General features: G+C 41.0%; 15 protein-coding genes. 6 read left to right on the plus strand and 9 right to left on the minus strand.

The features are described from left to right. The first annotated feature begins 79 nt into the window (after positions 1 to 79). Both BrL25_RS04875 and BrL25_RS04880 read left to right on the plus strand, forming a co-directional pair. Positions 80 to 805, plus strand: coding sequence for a response regulator transcription factor (locus tag BrL25_RS04875; protein WP_018673186.1), 726 nt, complete (start codon positions 80 to 82; stop codon positions 803 to 805). Continuing rightward, complete coding sequence (locus BrL25_RS04880; protein ID WP_018673187.1) at positions 802 to 2,619, plus strand: sensor histidine kinase; 1,818 nt, start codon at positions 802 to 804, stop codon at positions 2,617 to 2,619. Before BrL25_RS04875 ends, BrL25_RS04880 begins: the two co-directional genes overlap by 4 nt. Positions 2,620 to 2,753: 134 nt before the next feature. On the opposite strand, the gene BrL25_RS04885 is transcribed toward BrL25_RS04880, so the two are convergent. Next, positions 2,754 to 4,754, minus strand: coding sequence for an oxidoreductase (locus BrL25_RS04885; RefSeq protein ID WP_018673188.1), 2,001 nt, complete (start codon positions 4,752 to 4,754; stop codon positions 2,754 to 2,756). A 140-nt stretch (positions 4,755 to 4,894) separates the two neighbouring features. On the opposite strand from BrL25_RS04885, the gene BrL25_RS04890 reads away from it, so the two are divergent. Then, entirely contained in the window at positions 4,895 to 5,806 is a 912-nt protein-coding gene (locus BrL25_RS04890) for an NAD(P)-dependent oxidoreductase (protein ID WP_018673189.1), read from the plus strand. Positions 5,807 to 5,827: 21 nt separating this feature from the next. Here BrL25_RS04890 and BrL25_RS04895 read toward each other — a convergent pair whose 3' ends face one another. The 5 genes from BrL25_RS04895 to BrL25_RS04910 all read right to left on the minus strand — a co-directional run bounded on the left by BrL25_RS04895 (position 5,828) and on the right by BrL25_RS04910 (position 10,425). Next, positions 5,828 to 6,292 carry a hypothetical protein gene (locus tag BrL25_RS04895; RefSeq protein ID WP_018673190.1) on the minus strand — a complete coding sequence of 155 codons (465 nt, stop codon included), beginning with the start codon at positions 6,290 to 6,292 and terminating at the stop codon, positions 5,828 to 5,830. Between the two features lie 114 nt (positions 6,293 to 6,406). Then, a complete protein-coding gene (locus BrL25_RS04900; protein ID WP_018673191.1) occupies positions 6,407 to 6,709 on the minus strand; it encodes a hypothetical protein in 303 nt (100 codons plus the stop codon). A 451-nt stretch (positions 6,710 to 7,160) separates the two neighbouring features. Further along, positions 7,161 to 8,669 carry an LCP family protein gene (locus BrL25_RS04905; protein WP_018673192.1) on the minus strand — a complete coding sequence of 503 codons (1,509 nt, stop codon included), beginning with the start codon at positions 8,667 to 8,669 and terminating at the stop codon, positions 7,161 to 7,163. 331 nt (positions 8,670 to 9,000) lie between these two features. After that, positions 9,001 to 9,144, minus strand: coding sequence for a hypothetical protein (locus BrL25_RS25110; RefSeq protein ID WP_018673193.1), 144 nt, complete (start codon positions 9,142 to 9,144; stop codon positions 9,001 to 9,003). 120 nt (positions 9,145 to 9,264) lie between these two features. Then, positions 9,265 to 10,425 (minus strand): site-specific integrase, encoded by a 1,161-nt coding sequence (locus tag BrL25_RS04910; RefSeq protein ID WP_236848092.1) that lies wholly within the window; start codon positions 10,423 to 10,425, stop codon positions 9,265 to 9,267. A 169-nt stretch (positions 10,426 to 10,594) separates the two neighbouring features. Here BrL25_RS04910 and BrL25_RS04915 point away from each other — a divergent pair, with 169 nt between their 5' ends. Together BrL25_RS04915 and BrL25_RS04920 are read left to right on the plus strand one after the other, a co-directional pair. After that, positions 10,595 to 10,903 carry a transposase gene (locus BrL25_RS04915; RefSeq protein WP_099327224.1) on the plus strand — a complete coding sequence of 103 codons (309 nt, stop codon included), beginning with the start codon at positions 10,595 to 10,597 and terminating at the stop codon, positions 10,901 to 10,903. Next, positions 10,900 to 11,778, plus strand: coding sequence for an IS3 family transposase (locus BrL25_RS04920; RefSeq protein WP_236848055.1), 879 nt, complete (start codon positions 10,900 to 10,902; stop codon positions 11,776 to 11,778). Before BrL25_RS04915 ends, BrL25_RS04920 begins: the two co-directional genes overlap by 4 nt. Before the next feature lie 21 nt (positions 11,779 to 11,799). Here BrL25_RS04920 and BrL25_RS04925 read toward each other — a convergent pair whose 3' ends face one another. The 3 genes from BrL25_RS04925 to BrL25_RS04935 form a co-directional block, all read right to left on the minus strand. Then, positions 11,800 to 12,594: an SEC-C metal-binding domain-containing protein gene (locus tag BrL25_RS04925; RefSeq protein ID WP_018671735.1), complete on the minus strand. Its 795-nt coding sequence runs from the start codon at positions 12,592 to 12,594 to the stop codon at positions 11,800 to 11,802. A 110-nt stretch (positions 12,595 to 12,704) separates the two neighbouring features. Then, positions 12,705 to 12,923: a hypothetical protein gene (locus tag BrL25_RS04930; protein ID WP_018671734.1), complete on the minus strand. Its 219-nt coding sequence runs from the start codon at positions 12,921 to 12,923 to the stop codon at positions 12,705 to 12,707. Between the two features lie 23 nt (positions 12,924 to 12,946). After that, entirely contained in the window at positions 12,947 to 13,918 is a 972-nt protein-coding gene (locus BrL25_RS04935; RefSeq protein WP_018671733.1) for a hypothetical protein, read from the minus strand. A gap of 244 nt (positions 13,919 to 14,162) precedes the next feature. On the opposite strand from BrL25_RS04935, the gene BrL25_RS04940 reads away from it, so the two are divergent. Next, positions 14,163 to 14,909, plus strand: a complete 747-nt coding sequence (locus BrL25_RS04940) for an undecaprenyl-diphosphatase (RefSeq protein WP_018671732.1) — start codon at positions 14,163 to 14,165, stop codon at positions 14,907 to 14,909. The last annotated feature ends 10 nt before the right edge of the window (positions 14,910 to 14,919 follow it).

Consider the following 14,919-nt stretch of genomic DNA (forward strand, 5'->3'; position numbering starts at 1 on the left):
TAAAATCCCTTCAGAATCATGGTATGATAAACCCTAGAAGCATTTGGGAAAGGATACATACATAAAGGAGGAATGGTGCATGCTTCATGCACAACTTTTGGTGGTGGACGATGAGCTAGCCATCGGTAAAATGCTAACAACCGTTCTCTCTAAAGAAGGGTTTGAGGATGTGGATGTGGCAACCTCAGCCGAAGATGCCTTGAATGCCTGTCAGATTAAAACCTATGATCTTATCCTATTGGATGTCATGTTGCCTGGAAAAAGCGGAATAGAGATATGTCCATTACTACGATTACATACCAATGCCCCCATACTATTTCTAACAGCAAAGCATACGGATTTAGATAAACTGTCTGGCTTTGCGGTGGGTGCAGACGATTACATTACCAAACCCTTTCATCCTTTAGAAGTGGTCGCCCGTATAAAAGCCCATCTCCGTCGTTATTTACAATCAACAGAACGTGAGCCAGTGCCAATCATTCCGACTACAATCTATAATTTTGGCCATTTTCAGTTAGATGAACAAGCTGGAGAAGTGAGAGTAGCCAACAAGGTTGTCGATTTCCCCGCTCAGGTTTATCAGCTCTTGCTATTTTTATGCCAGAATCCTAATCGGATTTTTAGCAAGCAACAGCTTTATGAACACGTTTGGGGACACGATTCGTTTTCTGATGACAATACGGTAATGGTACATATTCATCGGATTCGTGAACGAATTGAACCAATTCCAAGTAATCCAATCTATCTAATTACTATTAGAGGACTGGGTTACAAGCTACTTCAGCACGGGGCCAAGTCAGTATGAATATGAAGAATCGACTTATCCTTCAATTCATTTCCTTATTATTGGTCGCCTCATTAATCTCGATTGGCTTAGTCACTGTTGCTTTTTCTTTTATGCGCTCCAAAATCAATGAGCTAGAGATGAACCGAGATTTTACTCGTGCAGGTTTATCCAATTTAGTAACCACACTACGCTTAGAGAACGGGAATATTATTTTTGACCCTGACATGCTGGCTCTGGTGAAAAGAACAGGAGGTTGGTTGCAAACCATTGATGAAAACGGAGTAGTAACCTCCAACTACTTGACCCCTCCTGATGTGCCAACTCACTATAAACCTGGAGAAATTCATGCGATTTGGAGCGGTGAAAAGCAGTTTCCTTACTCTCTGTACATTTGGATTGAACCTAAAGATGGTATAACCTACACACTTTTATATGGGGTTAAATACAGGGAGGCAGAACTAATTAAACAAATTAGCAAAGCTGCAACCCTGCAATCAGACAGATTATCTATCCCACCCTCCTTAGAACAGGAAATAATTCAACGGAATATGTGGGTTCAAATCCTAGATGCAAACGGGACAGAAATTGCTTCCTTATCGAAACCACCTAATGCCCTAAACCACTATTCTGTGCAAGAATTAACGCTGCGGGTACAGTATCCAGCCCGCTATCAAGAACATCTTTTCACCACCTATGATGATAAAACGGAACAAACCTGGATTCTCCATGTACCTACCACTGCTTCAGGTGAGCCTACAAGCTTGATTTCCCTTTCATCCGAGGATCAGATTGCTGGTGTCACTATCATTGTCCTGCTAATCGCTATCATTACCTTATTTTTATTATTGTCTCTTTGGTATGGACATCGGTTTGGAACACCTATGCTACATTTATTAGAATGGCTGAAGCAGATCGCGAAAGGAACATGGGAGGAACCCCAAGATAGGAATGGGTTACCTAAAAGTCTCACCAAATCCGGTAGCTATAAACGTAACTATCGCATCTATCAGGAAGTTATGCTGTCTATGCATCATCTTGTTGAATGCTTACAACGTAACAACGAAATTCGAAATCAACTAGAGAAAACTCGTGAGGAATGGATAGCGGGTGTCTCACATGACCTAAAGACTCCTCTTTCCTCGATACTGGGATATTCCAAGATGCTGGAGAATACAACCTATGAATGGACACCGGAAGAAATTCAGGATTTTGGCTCTATTATGAGCGAAAAATCTGCTTATATGGATGCATTAATAAATGATTTGAGCATGACCTATCGTTTAAAAAATGGAGCTTATTCGCTTACTTTTACATCTCAGGATATTAATGAGCTTGTTCGACGGTCTATTATTTCCTTTTTGAATCATCCTCCATTTCAAGAGGCAGCTCTTACCTTTCAACCAGCCTTAAAAACCATTCATTATCCTGTAGACTCGTACGCCTTTCAGCGGATGGTTGATAATGTGATTGCAAATGCCATCCTGCATAATCCTGTAGGTACACCAATTGAAATTTGCTTGTCAGCATGTGAAACGGATGGTCTGGATGCAGAGGGCTTCGCGTTAACGATCCGCGATTGTGGTACAGGAATGGAACCCGAAGTTACCCAACAATTATTCGAACGCTACTATCGGGGAACGAATACAGAAGGATTGGCCCAAGGAACTGGATTAGGCATGGCAATTGCAAAAGAGTTAGCATTGGCACATGGAGGAGAAATTCAGGTGGAAAGTGAGCTTGGGCAGGGGACGACTATTCAATTTACATTTCATAAAGAGAAAAGTTTATTCCCTTCTTATCATCTAAAAAGCCTCTCTACCCACAGTAATTAATAAAAGTGGGTGAGAGGTTTTTTGAAATATTTTCGTTCGAGCACTTCAATTCTGTGATTCTATGTGATGGAAAAAAGTAAAGCATGACTTCATGTAGCACTAAAAGCTCCTGTCATGCGCCAGCTTTTTAAACACTACACTTCTCTCCCCACGCTCATGCCCTCCCATATTGCTCGTTTTGCATCCAATTCCCCTGCTTCTTTAGCTCCACCAATCAGATGAACTTTCATATCAGGTGGCAAAGAATCCACAAGTATCCGATTAGGTGTGCTTCCAGCTGCAATAATTACAGTGTCAGCCGGAATAAATACTTCTTGTTCTTTCTCTATAATACGCACACCATCTGGTAGAATTTCTTTGTACTCAATTTCTGTTTTCATCATTACTCCATGCCTCTTTAATAACGATAGAACAGCCCAACGAGTGGTTTTACCTAATCCGGTTCCAACATGTTTGCCACGGCGTAAAAGTGTGATAGAACGCTTGTTATGTTGCATGCTAACATATGATTTGGCAGACACGATTCCATACTCCGCCAAGTATTGGCCTGATTCTGCTGACAGGGTGGTGTTCGTTACCAGTAAATGTGATAAATCGCAGGCAATTCCCCCTGCCCCAATGATCACTACCTGTTGACCCACTGGTACCTTTCCTGTAAAAACATCAGCATAGCTTACGACATGTGGTAACTCTATTCCTGGAAGCTCAGGTGATCGTGGTGTTACTCCAGTAGCTAGAACGACTTCACTCACCCCTTCGGTGACAAGTTTATCACTGGTTGCCTCCTCCCCCAGATGCACCTGTACCCCAAGCCTACGTAACTCATTCTCATAGTAACGGAGCGTCTCCTTAAACTCACTCTTCCCAGGTACCTGACTGGCAAAATTAAGTTGACCACCCAATCGATTATTCTTCTCCCATAATGACACGTCATGCCCGCGTAATGCCAGCACACGCGCCGCTTCCATCCCAGCTGGACCTGCTCCGATAACTGCCACTTTCTTGATCTTTTCAGCTGGTGTAATACTGATGTCCCATTCACGCCCTGCTAATGGATTAACTAAACAAGAAGCCGTCTTTCCTTCAAAAATATGGTCGAGACAAGCCTGATTACAGGCGATGCATGTGTTAACCTCAGCAAAACGCCCAGCTCTGCTCTTAGCTACAATATAAGGGTCTGCCAAAAATGGACGAGCCATGGAAACAAGATCACTATGTCCCTCTGCAACGATTTGATTAGCCAAACGAACATCGTTTATACGATTACTAGCAATAACCGGAATGCCAACTGCCTCTTTAATCTCCTTTGCTACCCAGACATAGGAAGCACGAGGAACCATCATTGAAATGGTTGGCACCTGCGACTCATGCCAGCCAATGCCAATATTTAAGGCGTCGATACCTAGTTCCTCCAGTCGTACAGCAAATTGAACAGTTTCTTCTAGCGTTGTGCTGTTCGGCATGACATCAAGTCCAGACATTCGAAAGATAACAGGATACCCAGGACCAGCAGCTTTCCTAACCTGCCTAGCTACCTCCAGTCCAAATCGTGCACGTCGTTCAAAGTCTCCTCCCCATCCATCTGAACGCTGATTGGTCACAGGTGATAAAAATTGATTAATTAAATAGCCTTCCGAGCCCATGATTTCAACAGCGTCAAACCCTGCTTCCTTTGCTCGACGCGCTGCCTCTGCAAAAGCTTGAATGGTATGTAAAATTAATTCTTCATTCATTTCAAGAGGGGCAGTTCGATTAATTGGTGCTTGTAATGGAGATGGAGCTACAGGATCGAGACCTGTCATTTCCTTATAAGCATAGCGTCCCGCATGGAACAGCTGTAGTGCAATCCTTCCACCAGCTTCATGGACTGCACGGGTCATGTTATAAAGTGGCTGAATATGCTCATCTGCATAAATGTTCGTAAAGCCTGCTCCGCCACCTCCTTCTGGTAGGACTGCGGCCCCTCCCGTAACAATTAAGCCTGCTTCCCCTCTTGCACGCTCTACATAAAAGGCAGTAAGACGCTCGTATCCATGATCTAATGCTTCCAATCCCACATGCATGGAACCCATAATGACACGATTAGGCAGCTTTAGTGTAGCAATTTGAATCGGTTGGAAAATATGCGATAGCATCCGAAATCCCCGCTTTCTATTTTTGAATGAATGTTCACTCATTTCTCTACAGACTTCAAAAATTCCTTTTTTTCTGACTATGTTTGTTTGCCCTGTTATAATAAAACGTAAGCGTAAGCGTAAGCATTAGTAATGTAAAATTGGAGGAGATTACACTGGATACGATTGGATTTATTGGACTAGGTACGATGGGACTACCTATGGTACAAAATTTACTAAAGGCTGGATTTTCTGTGCATGTTGTTTCGAGAAGTCGTGGTCCTATAGACAAAGCTGTTTCTCTAGGCGCCGTTGAAGCTAAAAATCCTGCTGATCTAGCGGAAAAGGTAGATATTTTACTTACCTGCTTACCTCTTCCCTCTACAATTGAGGAAGTTTATTTTGGAGAAAATGGCATTCTAAGCGCCGATCTGACGGGAACACTGGTTATTGATCACTCAACAATAAGCCCATTATTAAATCAACGTGTGTTTGATGCTATCACACAAAAAGGTGGATCTTACATGGATGCTCCTATCAGTGGCGGTCCTATGGGGGCTACTGCCGGAACTCTAGCTATCATGTGTGGTGGCTTAGAAAACGATTATGAGCGAGCTAAACCAGTATTTGAAGCACTCGGAACAAATTTGTTTTACTTAGGAAAAATCGGTAATGGTAGTATTGCTAAGCTGATGAATAACTACATTATTGGTGTACATACGGCTGCTTTAGCAGAAACCTTCATTTTGGCTACCAAAGCAGGGGTTGATACAACTCAGTTGTATGAGGTTCTATCAGCAAGTACAGGTGATAGCAAAATGCTGCATCGTATCGTTCCATTGGTACACCAACGTGATTTTGATGCACGCTTTAGTAATCAATTGTTATATAAAGACATGCGTATTGCTGGAGAATTAGCAAAAGCCTACGAGTTGGACATGCCTATCAATAAGTTGGCTGAACAAATGTACCAACAAGCTTGCGAAAAATATCCACTGGAGGATATGGCTGCTTTATTTAAAATTTATGAAGAAAAAACTGGAATTATGGTTAAAGAAAAGGCTCTCGATTGAGAGCCTTTTGCCTTTAGCAGATTAATAACTAATACGAACCAATTTTCCTATATGTGCTGCCATGTTTGTAATTACTGTTTCCCACTCAACCTTCTCATCCATTGGATGTAACGGAAGCATAAAATGAAAATCAGCAATCCACTCCACCTGTGAGTCCTGATCTGGCGATAGCATGCGCTTTTTACTTGTGATGGCGATCTCTGGCACAATTGCTTGAGCAGCTTGCCACAAAGCATTGGTATCTCGTCCCTCTACAGGATAAGTAACCTCTACTTCAATTTCACACATATTTGCTTCTTCAAGCGGAAATAAATGAATAACAGCGACCGGAGCACCTTCTCTTGTTTCATCTTCCATAAATCTCATCTCTACTTCGTGGTACTCTTCCCCTTCTAAAATAGAGCGCTCTGTTTTTAGCAATACCTCTGTGGTTACACCGTAGGCTGAAAGTTCCTCATCTACTTTTGCTACCAATATATCTAACATTGTTTTCTTCCTCCTCATGATGCACTTCATCCATCATACTGAAATCCGAGGAAGCCGTAAAGTTACACACAAAGAAACCGCTTTCATAAAAAAGGGGACAGATTGCTTTCTTATTCATGATGTCGGATGGCAGTCCTTTTTATTGAGAAATTCCGACAGCCATATCCGCCTGACATCTTTATTTGGACAGTATCCAAGCAGGTAACTATCTCCAAGCATATACTTTTCTTTTAGCCACTCCTTATGCTTACGGAAGAAGGCATTCTGAAATTCAATTGGCATTTGTTGATATTCTTCCAACGCAGAAGGGTGTTCGAGGAAATAATTTTCATCATACAGGATTTCATCTTCGTTCTGATGACTGATAAAATACAAGAATAAAAGAACAAGGCCCGTATTCACCAAAAAAAGTGTCATACCTATCTCCCCTTTCCCTTACAGCCAATGTCATTCATACATAACATATACCACTATAAATATTCTGATTGTTCCTTTTATTTTATCATGTTTTTACTCTTTGGTAACTAGCCCCTTTCCCTTTGCAACAATTTATTTGGAAAATTTTTATAAATCCAAAAGCCTGCAACTAAGAATAACGGGCAGGACTTACTCTGACGGTTATTTTTTACTTTAGCGAAAGTCCGAGAGTTTGTCCTCATATACACGCAGACCCTTACTATACTGTTGATGAGCAACCTTCCCAGTTATATAAAGGATAAAGGATTACCTGTCTACTTATGCTAAAAAAGCTGAGTTATAAATTCTTATCTGCAAAAAAAACCAGCTGGGGTTCTCCAGCTGGCCTGCTACTATATTTTTGGGGCTATAGATATCCTACTATCTCTATTCTCGTTGGCTGTCCAACCTTTTAAGACACCTGTCTCTCCGGAAGTGTTACCCGTCCAACTGAAGGTGAACTCATACCTGAAGATGGCGTAATAGTTACTGGTGGAGGTGTCATTTCATTGTTAGAAGCTGGAGTGTTTTGCTGGAAATTAGGTGCGTCAATAATATCAGCTGGTGGTGAATTACTCTCTGATTGTCCTGAGCTTCCATTATTGTTATCCAAGCCATCGTTCCCCGAACCATTTACACCGTTTTGTCCATTATTATCTAGCAGCTCTTGTTCGTTACCTTGTTGTTGCTCATTCAAGGTAGCATCTTTGTTTGTTTCGGAACCTTTTGCTTCCGATTGGACTTTGTTTACCGATTCCTTTGGTTTACTTGATTGCTGCTTCTTATTTGATTTGGAATTGTTTACATATTCCACTACTTGATTATCAAATGGAGAGTCATTGTAATCAATTTTAGCCAATTCACTACTGTCTAGTTTCATAGCAGCCTGTAGGGCTTGGCGAATCTCATCTTTTTTGCTCGTTGGTAGCAATGTGTAGCTTGTACTTGAACTCCAGAAAGCCCCACTGTCAACTACGATAAAATTATCCATGTTAAAGCTTTTAAAATCAGTTGCAATTCCTAGTATTTGTTGCTTGCTAAAATCAGTGTGCACATGATCGCCAGTGGTCTCGATCACTTTAGGCAATTTAGCAAAACCTTCGATCGATAGCATCTTATTCATAATCGCTTTTATTACTTCCTGCTGACGTTGGTTTCGATCAAAGTCGTTGGAATAATACTTGGTCCCGCGATTATCGTGACGATGACGCACATAATCAAGTGCATTCTTCCCATTCAGCACTTGTTGACCCGGATTAAGGTTAATATGGGTGTTATCAGTTGGATCATCGTATACAAGTCGACGATCTATGTTGACTTCCACTCCACCTACCGCATCCACGACCGCTTTAAATCCATTAAAATCAACCTCAACATAGTGGTTAATTGGAATGCCTAATACTTGCTCAAGAGTTTTTTTCGTTAAGGTGATCCCATTTTCAGTAGGTGTCTCACCCTTTGCTTTTGCCTGACGGCGCTCAACCTCTCCGTTGGCAAATACAGCATTCACCTTATGATATCCGCGGTAGCCTGGAATTTTTACTCGAGTATCTCGAGGAATGGAGATCATTGTCACCTTTTTCGTATCAGGATCAATAACTCCCACAATCATTACGTCGGTATTAGCCGAGCCTGTCTCTGGCCTCGAATCTCGTCCTAACATTACAACAGAGATAGGTTTACTGGAGCTATAGCTCGTATCAACAGGCAATGTACTGGTTACGTCTTGATAAGGATCTTCCGTTGCTTTATCCATAGCTTTATCGATTGTCTGGTACACATAATAGGCATATGCCCCGCCACCCAAAACCAGTAAGGCTAATAGGGTGAGTAGAATTATGCGCAGCTTTGTCTTCTTTTTCTTAGGTTTCTTCGGTTTGGAAGCGGTGCGCTTACTCGTGTTCGCAACCGTTTCTTGCATATGTAATCAGTCTCCTTATGTGACAAATAATCTTGTCACTCGCAATCTATGTTCCTTTGATAAGACAGCCAATATCTCCGAAAGGTTACAATCAACATTACAACTCAAGCCTCTTGTCTCACAATTCCCATCATTATAAATTGAGTTTTCGGGAAGTGAAATAGAGCTTTTCACCTATTTTTGCTAAAAACTACATCCTCTATCATATCACAAGCATGTGGGATTTTGTAGAAAAATGTCTATGAAATTAGAAACCCCTTTCGCTAATAAGAAACGAAAGGGGGCAGGAAAAATGAAGCTAGCGAGATACTATTTGGAGTCTACAGATGAGCTATTGCATCCCATGAGGTGCTTGGCTAAAGCCTTTTACCGGCTTACTTTCATTCTCATGCCTTGCATTTTGACCACTATGGTGCGCATCTCCGCCATGACGAATATGATACTTATCGCTTTTACCTTTGATTTGCTTTGCCATCTGCTCTCCTCCTTTTATCTTGCTTTCTCTATTGTGTGAGTATGCTTCCTTCTCCATTCATAATTGACCATAAGCAAAACATCCCGTCTCACTCAACTAGTAAGACGGGATGAAAGTAAATTACGCTTTTTGTTTAGTCGCAGCTATCACCAAATCAGTGATGGCAGGTGGATAAATCTCTGGAGCACCATAGAGACGGAGTGTACCATCCTCTACAAGACCAGCGATAGCAAACATACTCCAACCCTCGCTCATCACTATTTCTTGTTCTGTTACAAATGATAGTTGTTCACCATTTTGACGCATCAAGACATGCTCAGGTCCAGCATAAGCTAACATTTCTTCTAGCACCACCTGCGGTTGTAGAGTGGCTTGGTGCAAAGAATGATTAGCTTCCTTGGATAGTAACGTACGCATACGGTATGCTTCAGGTAAATCTTCTTTAAGATGACCAATCAATGTAAGCATATCAGTAGACAATAAAGTCTGGTGCTTCTTATCTAGCCATTTAAAGAACGCTGTCAATACAGAAAGCAGATTGGTTGCCAATGTTTTGGAAGGCGTATCTACACGTTCCAACACATCATGTGCTAAGAAATAAGCAACATGCTGAATACGTAATGTGTTCCAATCAAAAGTAGGACCAAATGCATTACGAATAAATGTACGGAACAAATTCATCGTCTCATCATATTTTTTCATCGTTAGCTCAGATTTTCCTGTTGTCATTTCCTCTACGAAAGACGCAATATCAGCCAGCACTTCTGGGCGAACAGTAAAAATGCTCTCTGGTAGACCTTCGATTAACGGACGGTCCAACAAATTAGCAACATGATGTAGATGATTCGGCATGGACAGTTTGGTTTTCAGCACTTCAATATTCATAAAGCGCGCAAGACCTTGTCCCATCGATTCCTCATGCTCTAGCTTTTCCAGAATTTGATTGAGAATATTTTTTAACTCTTGTTTATCAGAAGCAGCTACCAGCAATGGTGGTACATCCTGAAGCTCCATCTGAGACGTCTGCAACCACTTCTCTGTAAAGTAACTCTGGATAGCCCATTGTAATACTTTAGGTGGTAATGTAGGCGCACTCGTGATAAACAAAGTACCCTTCGTCAATTTGGTTCCTGTCGAGCTTAATTGATCAATAGCTATCTCTTCAGTGGGAGCACTTAGTTGAAGCGCATCACTCGCCTTTTCGACGCCTGGTTTATAGCCTTCAATCGTTAGTCGATTTTTTTCTAAAATCAATTCAGCTGCTATTTCATGAAGTTCCAACAAAGCACTATCCAAAGAGCGAATCAGGAACTCATCCTTTTGCGAAGCATAAACCCAAGTCTCTTGAGAAGCTTCTTGCTTTTTTGATTCAAAGGACTGATATTATCCCCTTTTAGTAGACAGTAAGAAGCAAGACCCCTTACTGTATTAACTAGGAGGGGAATTTTCTATGGGGGAAATTAGAAAAACATATTCAAAGGATTTTAAGTTAAAAGCCGTACGGCTTTATTTGAGCGGTGAACAAGGGTACAAAACACTTACAAGGGATCTCGGCATTAGTGACCCTTCTATTTTAAGAAGATGGGTTGATCATTATAGAAAGGAAGGTATACAGGGACTAGATGAAAAACGCGGGAGAACAAAAAATCCTCTTAGAGGAAGACCACGAATAAGGCCAGAGAGTACGGAGGAAGAGATAGTTCGATTACGTGCAGAGAACGAATTCTTAAAAAAGTGGCTAGGTCTAGAAAAGAGGTGAAACCGAAAGATAAATGCTGTTTTTTCGAGCTTATTAAAGAATTGTCTAAAAAGTATTCTATTACTTTATTGTGTAAAATTACGAAAGTATCTCGTAGTGGTTTTTACAAGTGGCTTTCTCGTGAGAAACACCCCACCTCAAAACAATTGGTAAATGAAAAATTAAGAGAAATGATCATGGAGTGTCATCAAGAGGTCAAAGGTATTTACGGGTATCCCCGAATAAAAGTGTGGTTATTTAGAAGGTACGGGCTAAAAGTCAATCATAAACGTGTGTATCGCATTATGAAGGAACTTGGGATACAAGCGCTAATCCGTAAAAAACGAAAATTCTTTGGGCGCAAAGAGAAGGTTGTCATCTCCGAAAACAAGCTGAATCGAAATTTTTGCGCCTCACGGCCAAATGAGAAATGGGCTACAGATATTACCTACATACTATTTAATGGTCGCCGTCTTTATCTGTCTGTCATATACGACATGTATAACAACGAAGTTGTTGCCTACAAAACAAGCAAACGTAATGATTTACGACTCGTAATGGATACCGTAAAATTAGCGATTAAAAAGCGGGATGTAAGCGGAGTCCTCCTACACAGTGATCAAGGATACCAGTACACCTCAAAGCAGTATAACCAGTTCCTTCAGCAATATAAAATCGTAGCAAGTATGTCTAGAAAAGGTAACTGTTTAGATAACGCCTGTATTGAGGGGTTCTTTGGGCATTTAAAAACAGAGTGTTTGTACCTTCATTCGTTTCAAACAGATAAAGAAGTGGAAGAAGCTCTTCACGGTTACATTAATTTCTATAATCAGCAACGGTTTCAATCTCGATTAAAAAACCTGAGTCCGATAGAATACCGAACTCAGGTAGCCTAGATGGGGCTTGTTTAAAGTTGTCTACTTGACAGGGGCAAGATCAGACCCGTGTGTTTTTAATAAGCGTCTGATTTCAGGAGCATGCACGCCTTCATAAACAAAGCGAACCATACTCTCTTCCTCAGGCTCCTGCTCATAGCTTACACCCTGTTCATTTAAACGCTTGTAAAGAGCTAGTGAAATAGCTTCTCTCCCAGCACTCTCCAGCTTTTTCACTATCGATAGCAATTCTGCCTTTAAAGTAGCGCTGACCATTAGACTACCTGAGAAGATAGAATCACGGAAGCCAAGCGGAATCAATCTACCGAGCAATAACTGGCCTGGCTTTAACACAACAGATTGGGAAGAGATTAGATTGTGTTCCTGATTACTGTACAAATCAGTAACAACAGTCATATTTTCTGTAACAGATGTAATCTCGTATAGACCTAATTGAAGATGCAATAACCCATCTTTTATCTCTTGATCCATTCGTTTACCGTATTGAGCGATGAAATGTTCAAGGACAGAAACACCCTCGTTTTTCACATCGAACACATACCAATTCATAAAATGGTCCATCCAGCGTGGTTGGAACAGCTCTTTTAGAGTAAGACCTGTTTCTTCAGCAAAACGGTCTCTAGCTCTACTTATTTCTATATCGTTTACATGCTGCACCACATACTTGGTTAGACGTTCTGTCCAAGTAGCAAACTCTTTGCGCAGCTTTTGCTCGCGAGCCATACGTACATGGGCAATGTCCGTCACAACACCACAGCACTTTTTATATTTCTTACCGCTGCCACATGGACACAGTTCATTTCTACCGACTGACATGGGGGGTTGTTTCTCCTTTCGACCCAGCTAACCTTCAGCTAGGAATTGCCACAATCCTTCTAGTTATATCGCATTTCCCGAATTGATTGCAAGTTATTCTACCCGAATGCCTAGTAATCAATACTCATATCTGTGTATGCTTCCCATTTTTCAACAAATTGTTGTAGCTTTTTAATAAGCTTCTCAATTCTCTCACGTTCAGCAACACATTCAGATATCGCTTCTAATTGATTGGTGGAAAAAAATTGTACCACCATCATTTCCATATGCTTTAAGCGAGCCTCATACTGCAAAATGATCTCACGGATCACATAAAATCTCTTTTCCATGCAAATGGACTCTTCTGCTTTCATTATTCTTGATCAAGTGTAGTCACAATGGTTTTAATGTCGGTAACTACCTGTTCGTTTTTATGTTTCTCTTTCATCAAAATTTCAATCGCATCCATGTTACTCTCTTGGAAATGAGAAATTACCTCTTGGGACATTTCTGCATTGCGTTGATCCAAAAGGGAAACTGCTTTATTTAATAGCTGTTCTACTTCTGCTAATACGTTTTTCGTTTGCGTTGTAATCATGATTTTTTCCTCCTGTACGGCCTCTAAATTTTTTCCTTGTGGCTCGGTTTGGTCAAGTGCTCGTTGTTCGATTTCAATCACAGTATCTGTCGTAGCTACTTGTGCCTGTGCTGTTTCCATTTCCTGCACAGCTATTACCTTATCATCTTGGCCATTTACGTAAATGTTTTCACCACTAACAGTAAAGCGCCCGTCCAATTCCGGTACAAACATGCTTTCTTTAATGGACAGCTTCAACTCATTTTCCACCATGTGGAACAAAAGGCGGATGGAGAGTCTGTCGATTTCCTTACTAACCAAAAATTCATAAATGGAGTCATTGGCCAGTTTCCATTCAGCAAGATACCAACGTTCATCTCCAACGTACTGAATGAAACGAGGATCTTTATCCAGTATCAGCAATTTTGTGATCTGATTCCAGGAAAAATGGGTATGTTGACGCAATTCACGCATCATTTGGTCTAAATTTTTGGGAGAATGAGATTTTCTCACAAAACGATATGCCTGATCAAATAATTGATGTGGTTGGTAAGTAAGCTCTAGTATCGCTTCGGTTCTGCCAACCTTTATGGGCGATTCAGTAAGCTGCATGGCTTCGGAGAGGGTTTCTTCCGCGCTTTTTCCATTTGGCATAAGATGTAATTGCTCTTCCAAGCGCGTAATGATATCAGTTCTTGGAAGTGAACGCTCCCCTGGCCGAAAAACCTTCTTGATGTAACTAGCGATGGTATATGTTGGCCTATTCATGAAACATTCTCCTTCTGCATTGCAAAGACTTTCCACAAGACGGAATAGTAACCTATATTCTACATCAAAGCAGAAAATCCTACATTTACTATTGTTTTTTTATGACTGAATGTGATTTTGTAACAGCCTAGCCACCATTGTAATCGCATACATGCTTATCCTATCTAGGCTTCAGTCATTTTTTTAAAACAACTCGTTAGCTTCGTAACCTTTTTCTTTCCTCAAACGTAATGGTAAATAGCCTATGGAAAGCATACTTCCATCTTTGATTTTAGATGGAGATAAAATAGTAAGGATTGGTGGTGGATTTACTACCCCTACGGTATATAATGGGGAAAGGTTGTTTGACAGAGTTTATGAACTGGAGGAAATAACGTTGGATTCTACTGTTGTACAAGCCCTCAGCTCCTTTGCTGGTTCCTATTCAGTTGTCGGCTGGATTAGTATTTTTCTAGCTAAATATGCAGAATACCTGTTTTATTTGAGCATCCCAGTTTATTGGTTTTTTGGAAATCGTAAAAATAAGCGAATGATTATCCAAACCATTATTGTCTGTTGTATTTCCATGGGAATAAGTTGGTTGCTAGGACAGCTCATCCATCGTGAGCGACCATTCGTCACATTACCACTTACACCATTGGTACCACATGATGCGGATGCTTCTTTTCCAAGTGACCATGCGACAGCAGCACTAGCCATCGCAGCTACCTACTGGTATTACATCAAACCAAAGGGTAGACGCTTCTGGATGATCCTTGCTGTGGGTGTCTCCCTTTCCCGCGTATTCATTGGTGTGCATTATCCAACAGACGTTTTATCCGGTATGGTGCTTGGAATGAGTTGTGCTTATGCTATTCACAGGTTACTTCCAAAATTCCCTCGTGTAGTAGGCTTAATCGATGAGGGTATTCTTTTGTACGAAAAAATGGAGAGTGCCATCATACCACCTAAAAAATCAGCTACACGCAAAAGACATCACACGATTGAATAGTAACCTGATA

The organism is Brevibacillus laterosporus DSM 25 (assembly GCF_002706795.1).
Lineage (GTDB): Bacteria > Bacillota > Bacilli > Brevibacillales > Brevibacillaceae > Brevibacillus_B > Brevibacillus_B laterosporus.

Excerpts from the sequence above, each read along its gene's own strand:
- BrL25_RS04895 (WP_018673190.1), bottom strand. The coding sequence starts at position 6,292 with ATGTTAGATATATTGGTAGCAAAAGTAGATGAGGAACTTTCAGCCTAC.
- BrL25_RS25110 (WP_018673193.1), bottom strand. The coding sequence starts at position 9,144 with ATGGCAAAGCAAATCAAAGGTAAAAGCGATAAGTATCATATTCGTCAT.
- BrL25_RS04925 (WP_018671735.1), bottom strand. The coding sequence starts at position 12,594 with ATGTCAGTCGGTAGAAATGAACTGTGTCCATGTGGCAGCGGTAAGAAA.
- BrL25_RS04935 (WP_018671733.1), bottom strand. The coding sequence starts at position 13,918 with ATGAATAGGCCAACATATACCATCGCTAGTTACATCAAGAAGGTTTTT.
- BrL25_RS04900 (WP_018673191.1), bottom strand. The coding sequence starts at position 6,709 with ATGACACTTTTTTTGGTGAATACGGGCCTTGTTCTTTTATTCTTGTAT.
- BrL25_RS04930 (WP_018671734.1), bottom strand. The coding sequence starts at position 12,923 with ATGGAAAAGAGATTTTATGTGATCCGTGAGATCATTTTGCAGTATGAG.
- BrL25_RS04880 (WP_018673187.1), top strand. The coding sequence starts at position 802 with ATGAATATGAAGAATCGACTTATCCTTCAATTCATTTCCTTATTATTG.
- BrL25_RS04885 (WP_018673188.1), bottom strand. The coding sequence starts at position 4,754 with ATGCTATCGCATATTTTCCAACCGATTCAAATTGCTACACTAAAGCTG.
- BrL25_RS04905 (WP_018673192.1), bottom strand. The coding sequence starts at position 8,669 with ATGCAAGAAACGGTTGCGAACACGAGTAAGCGCACCGCTTCCAAACCG.
- BrL25_RS04940 (WP_018671732.1), top strand. The coding sequence starts at position 14,163 with ATGGAAAGCATACTTCCATCTTTGATTTTAGATGGAGATAAAATAGTA.
- BrL25_RS04875 (WP_018673186.1), top strand. The coding sequence starts at position 80 with ATGCTTCATGCACAACTTTTGGTGGTGGACGATGAGCTAGCCATCGGT.
- BrL25_RS04915 (WP_099327224.1), top strand. The coding sequence starts at position 10,595 with ATGGGGGAAATTAGAAAAACATATTCAAAGGATTTTAAGTTAAAAGCC.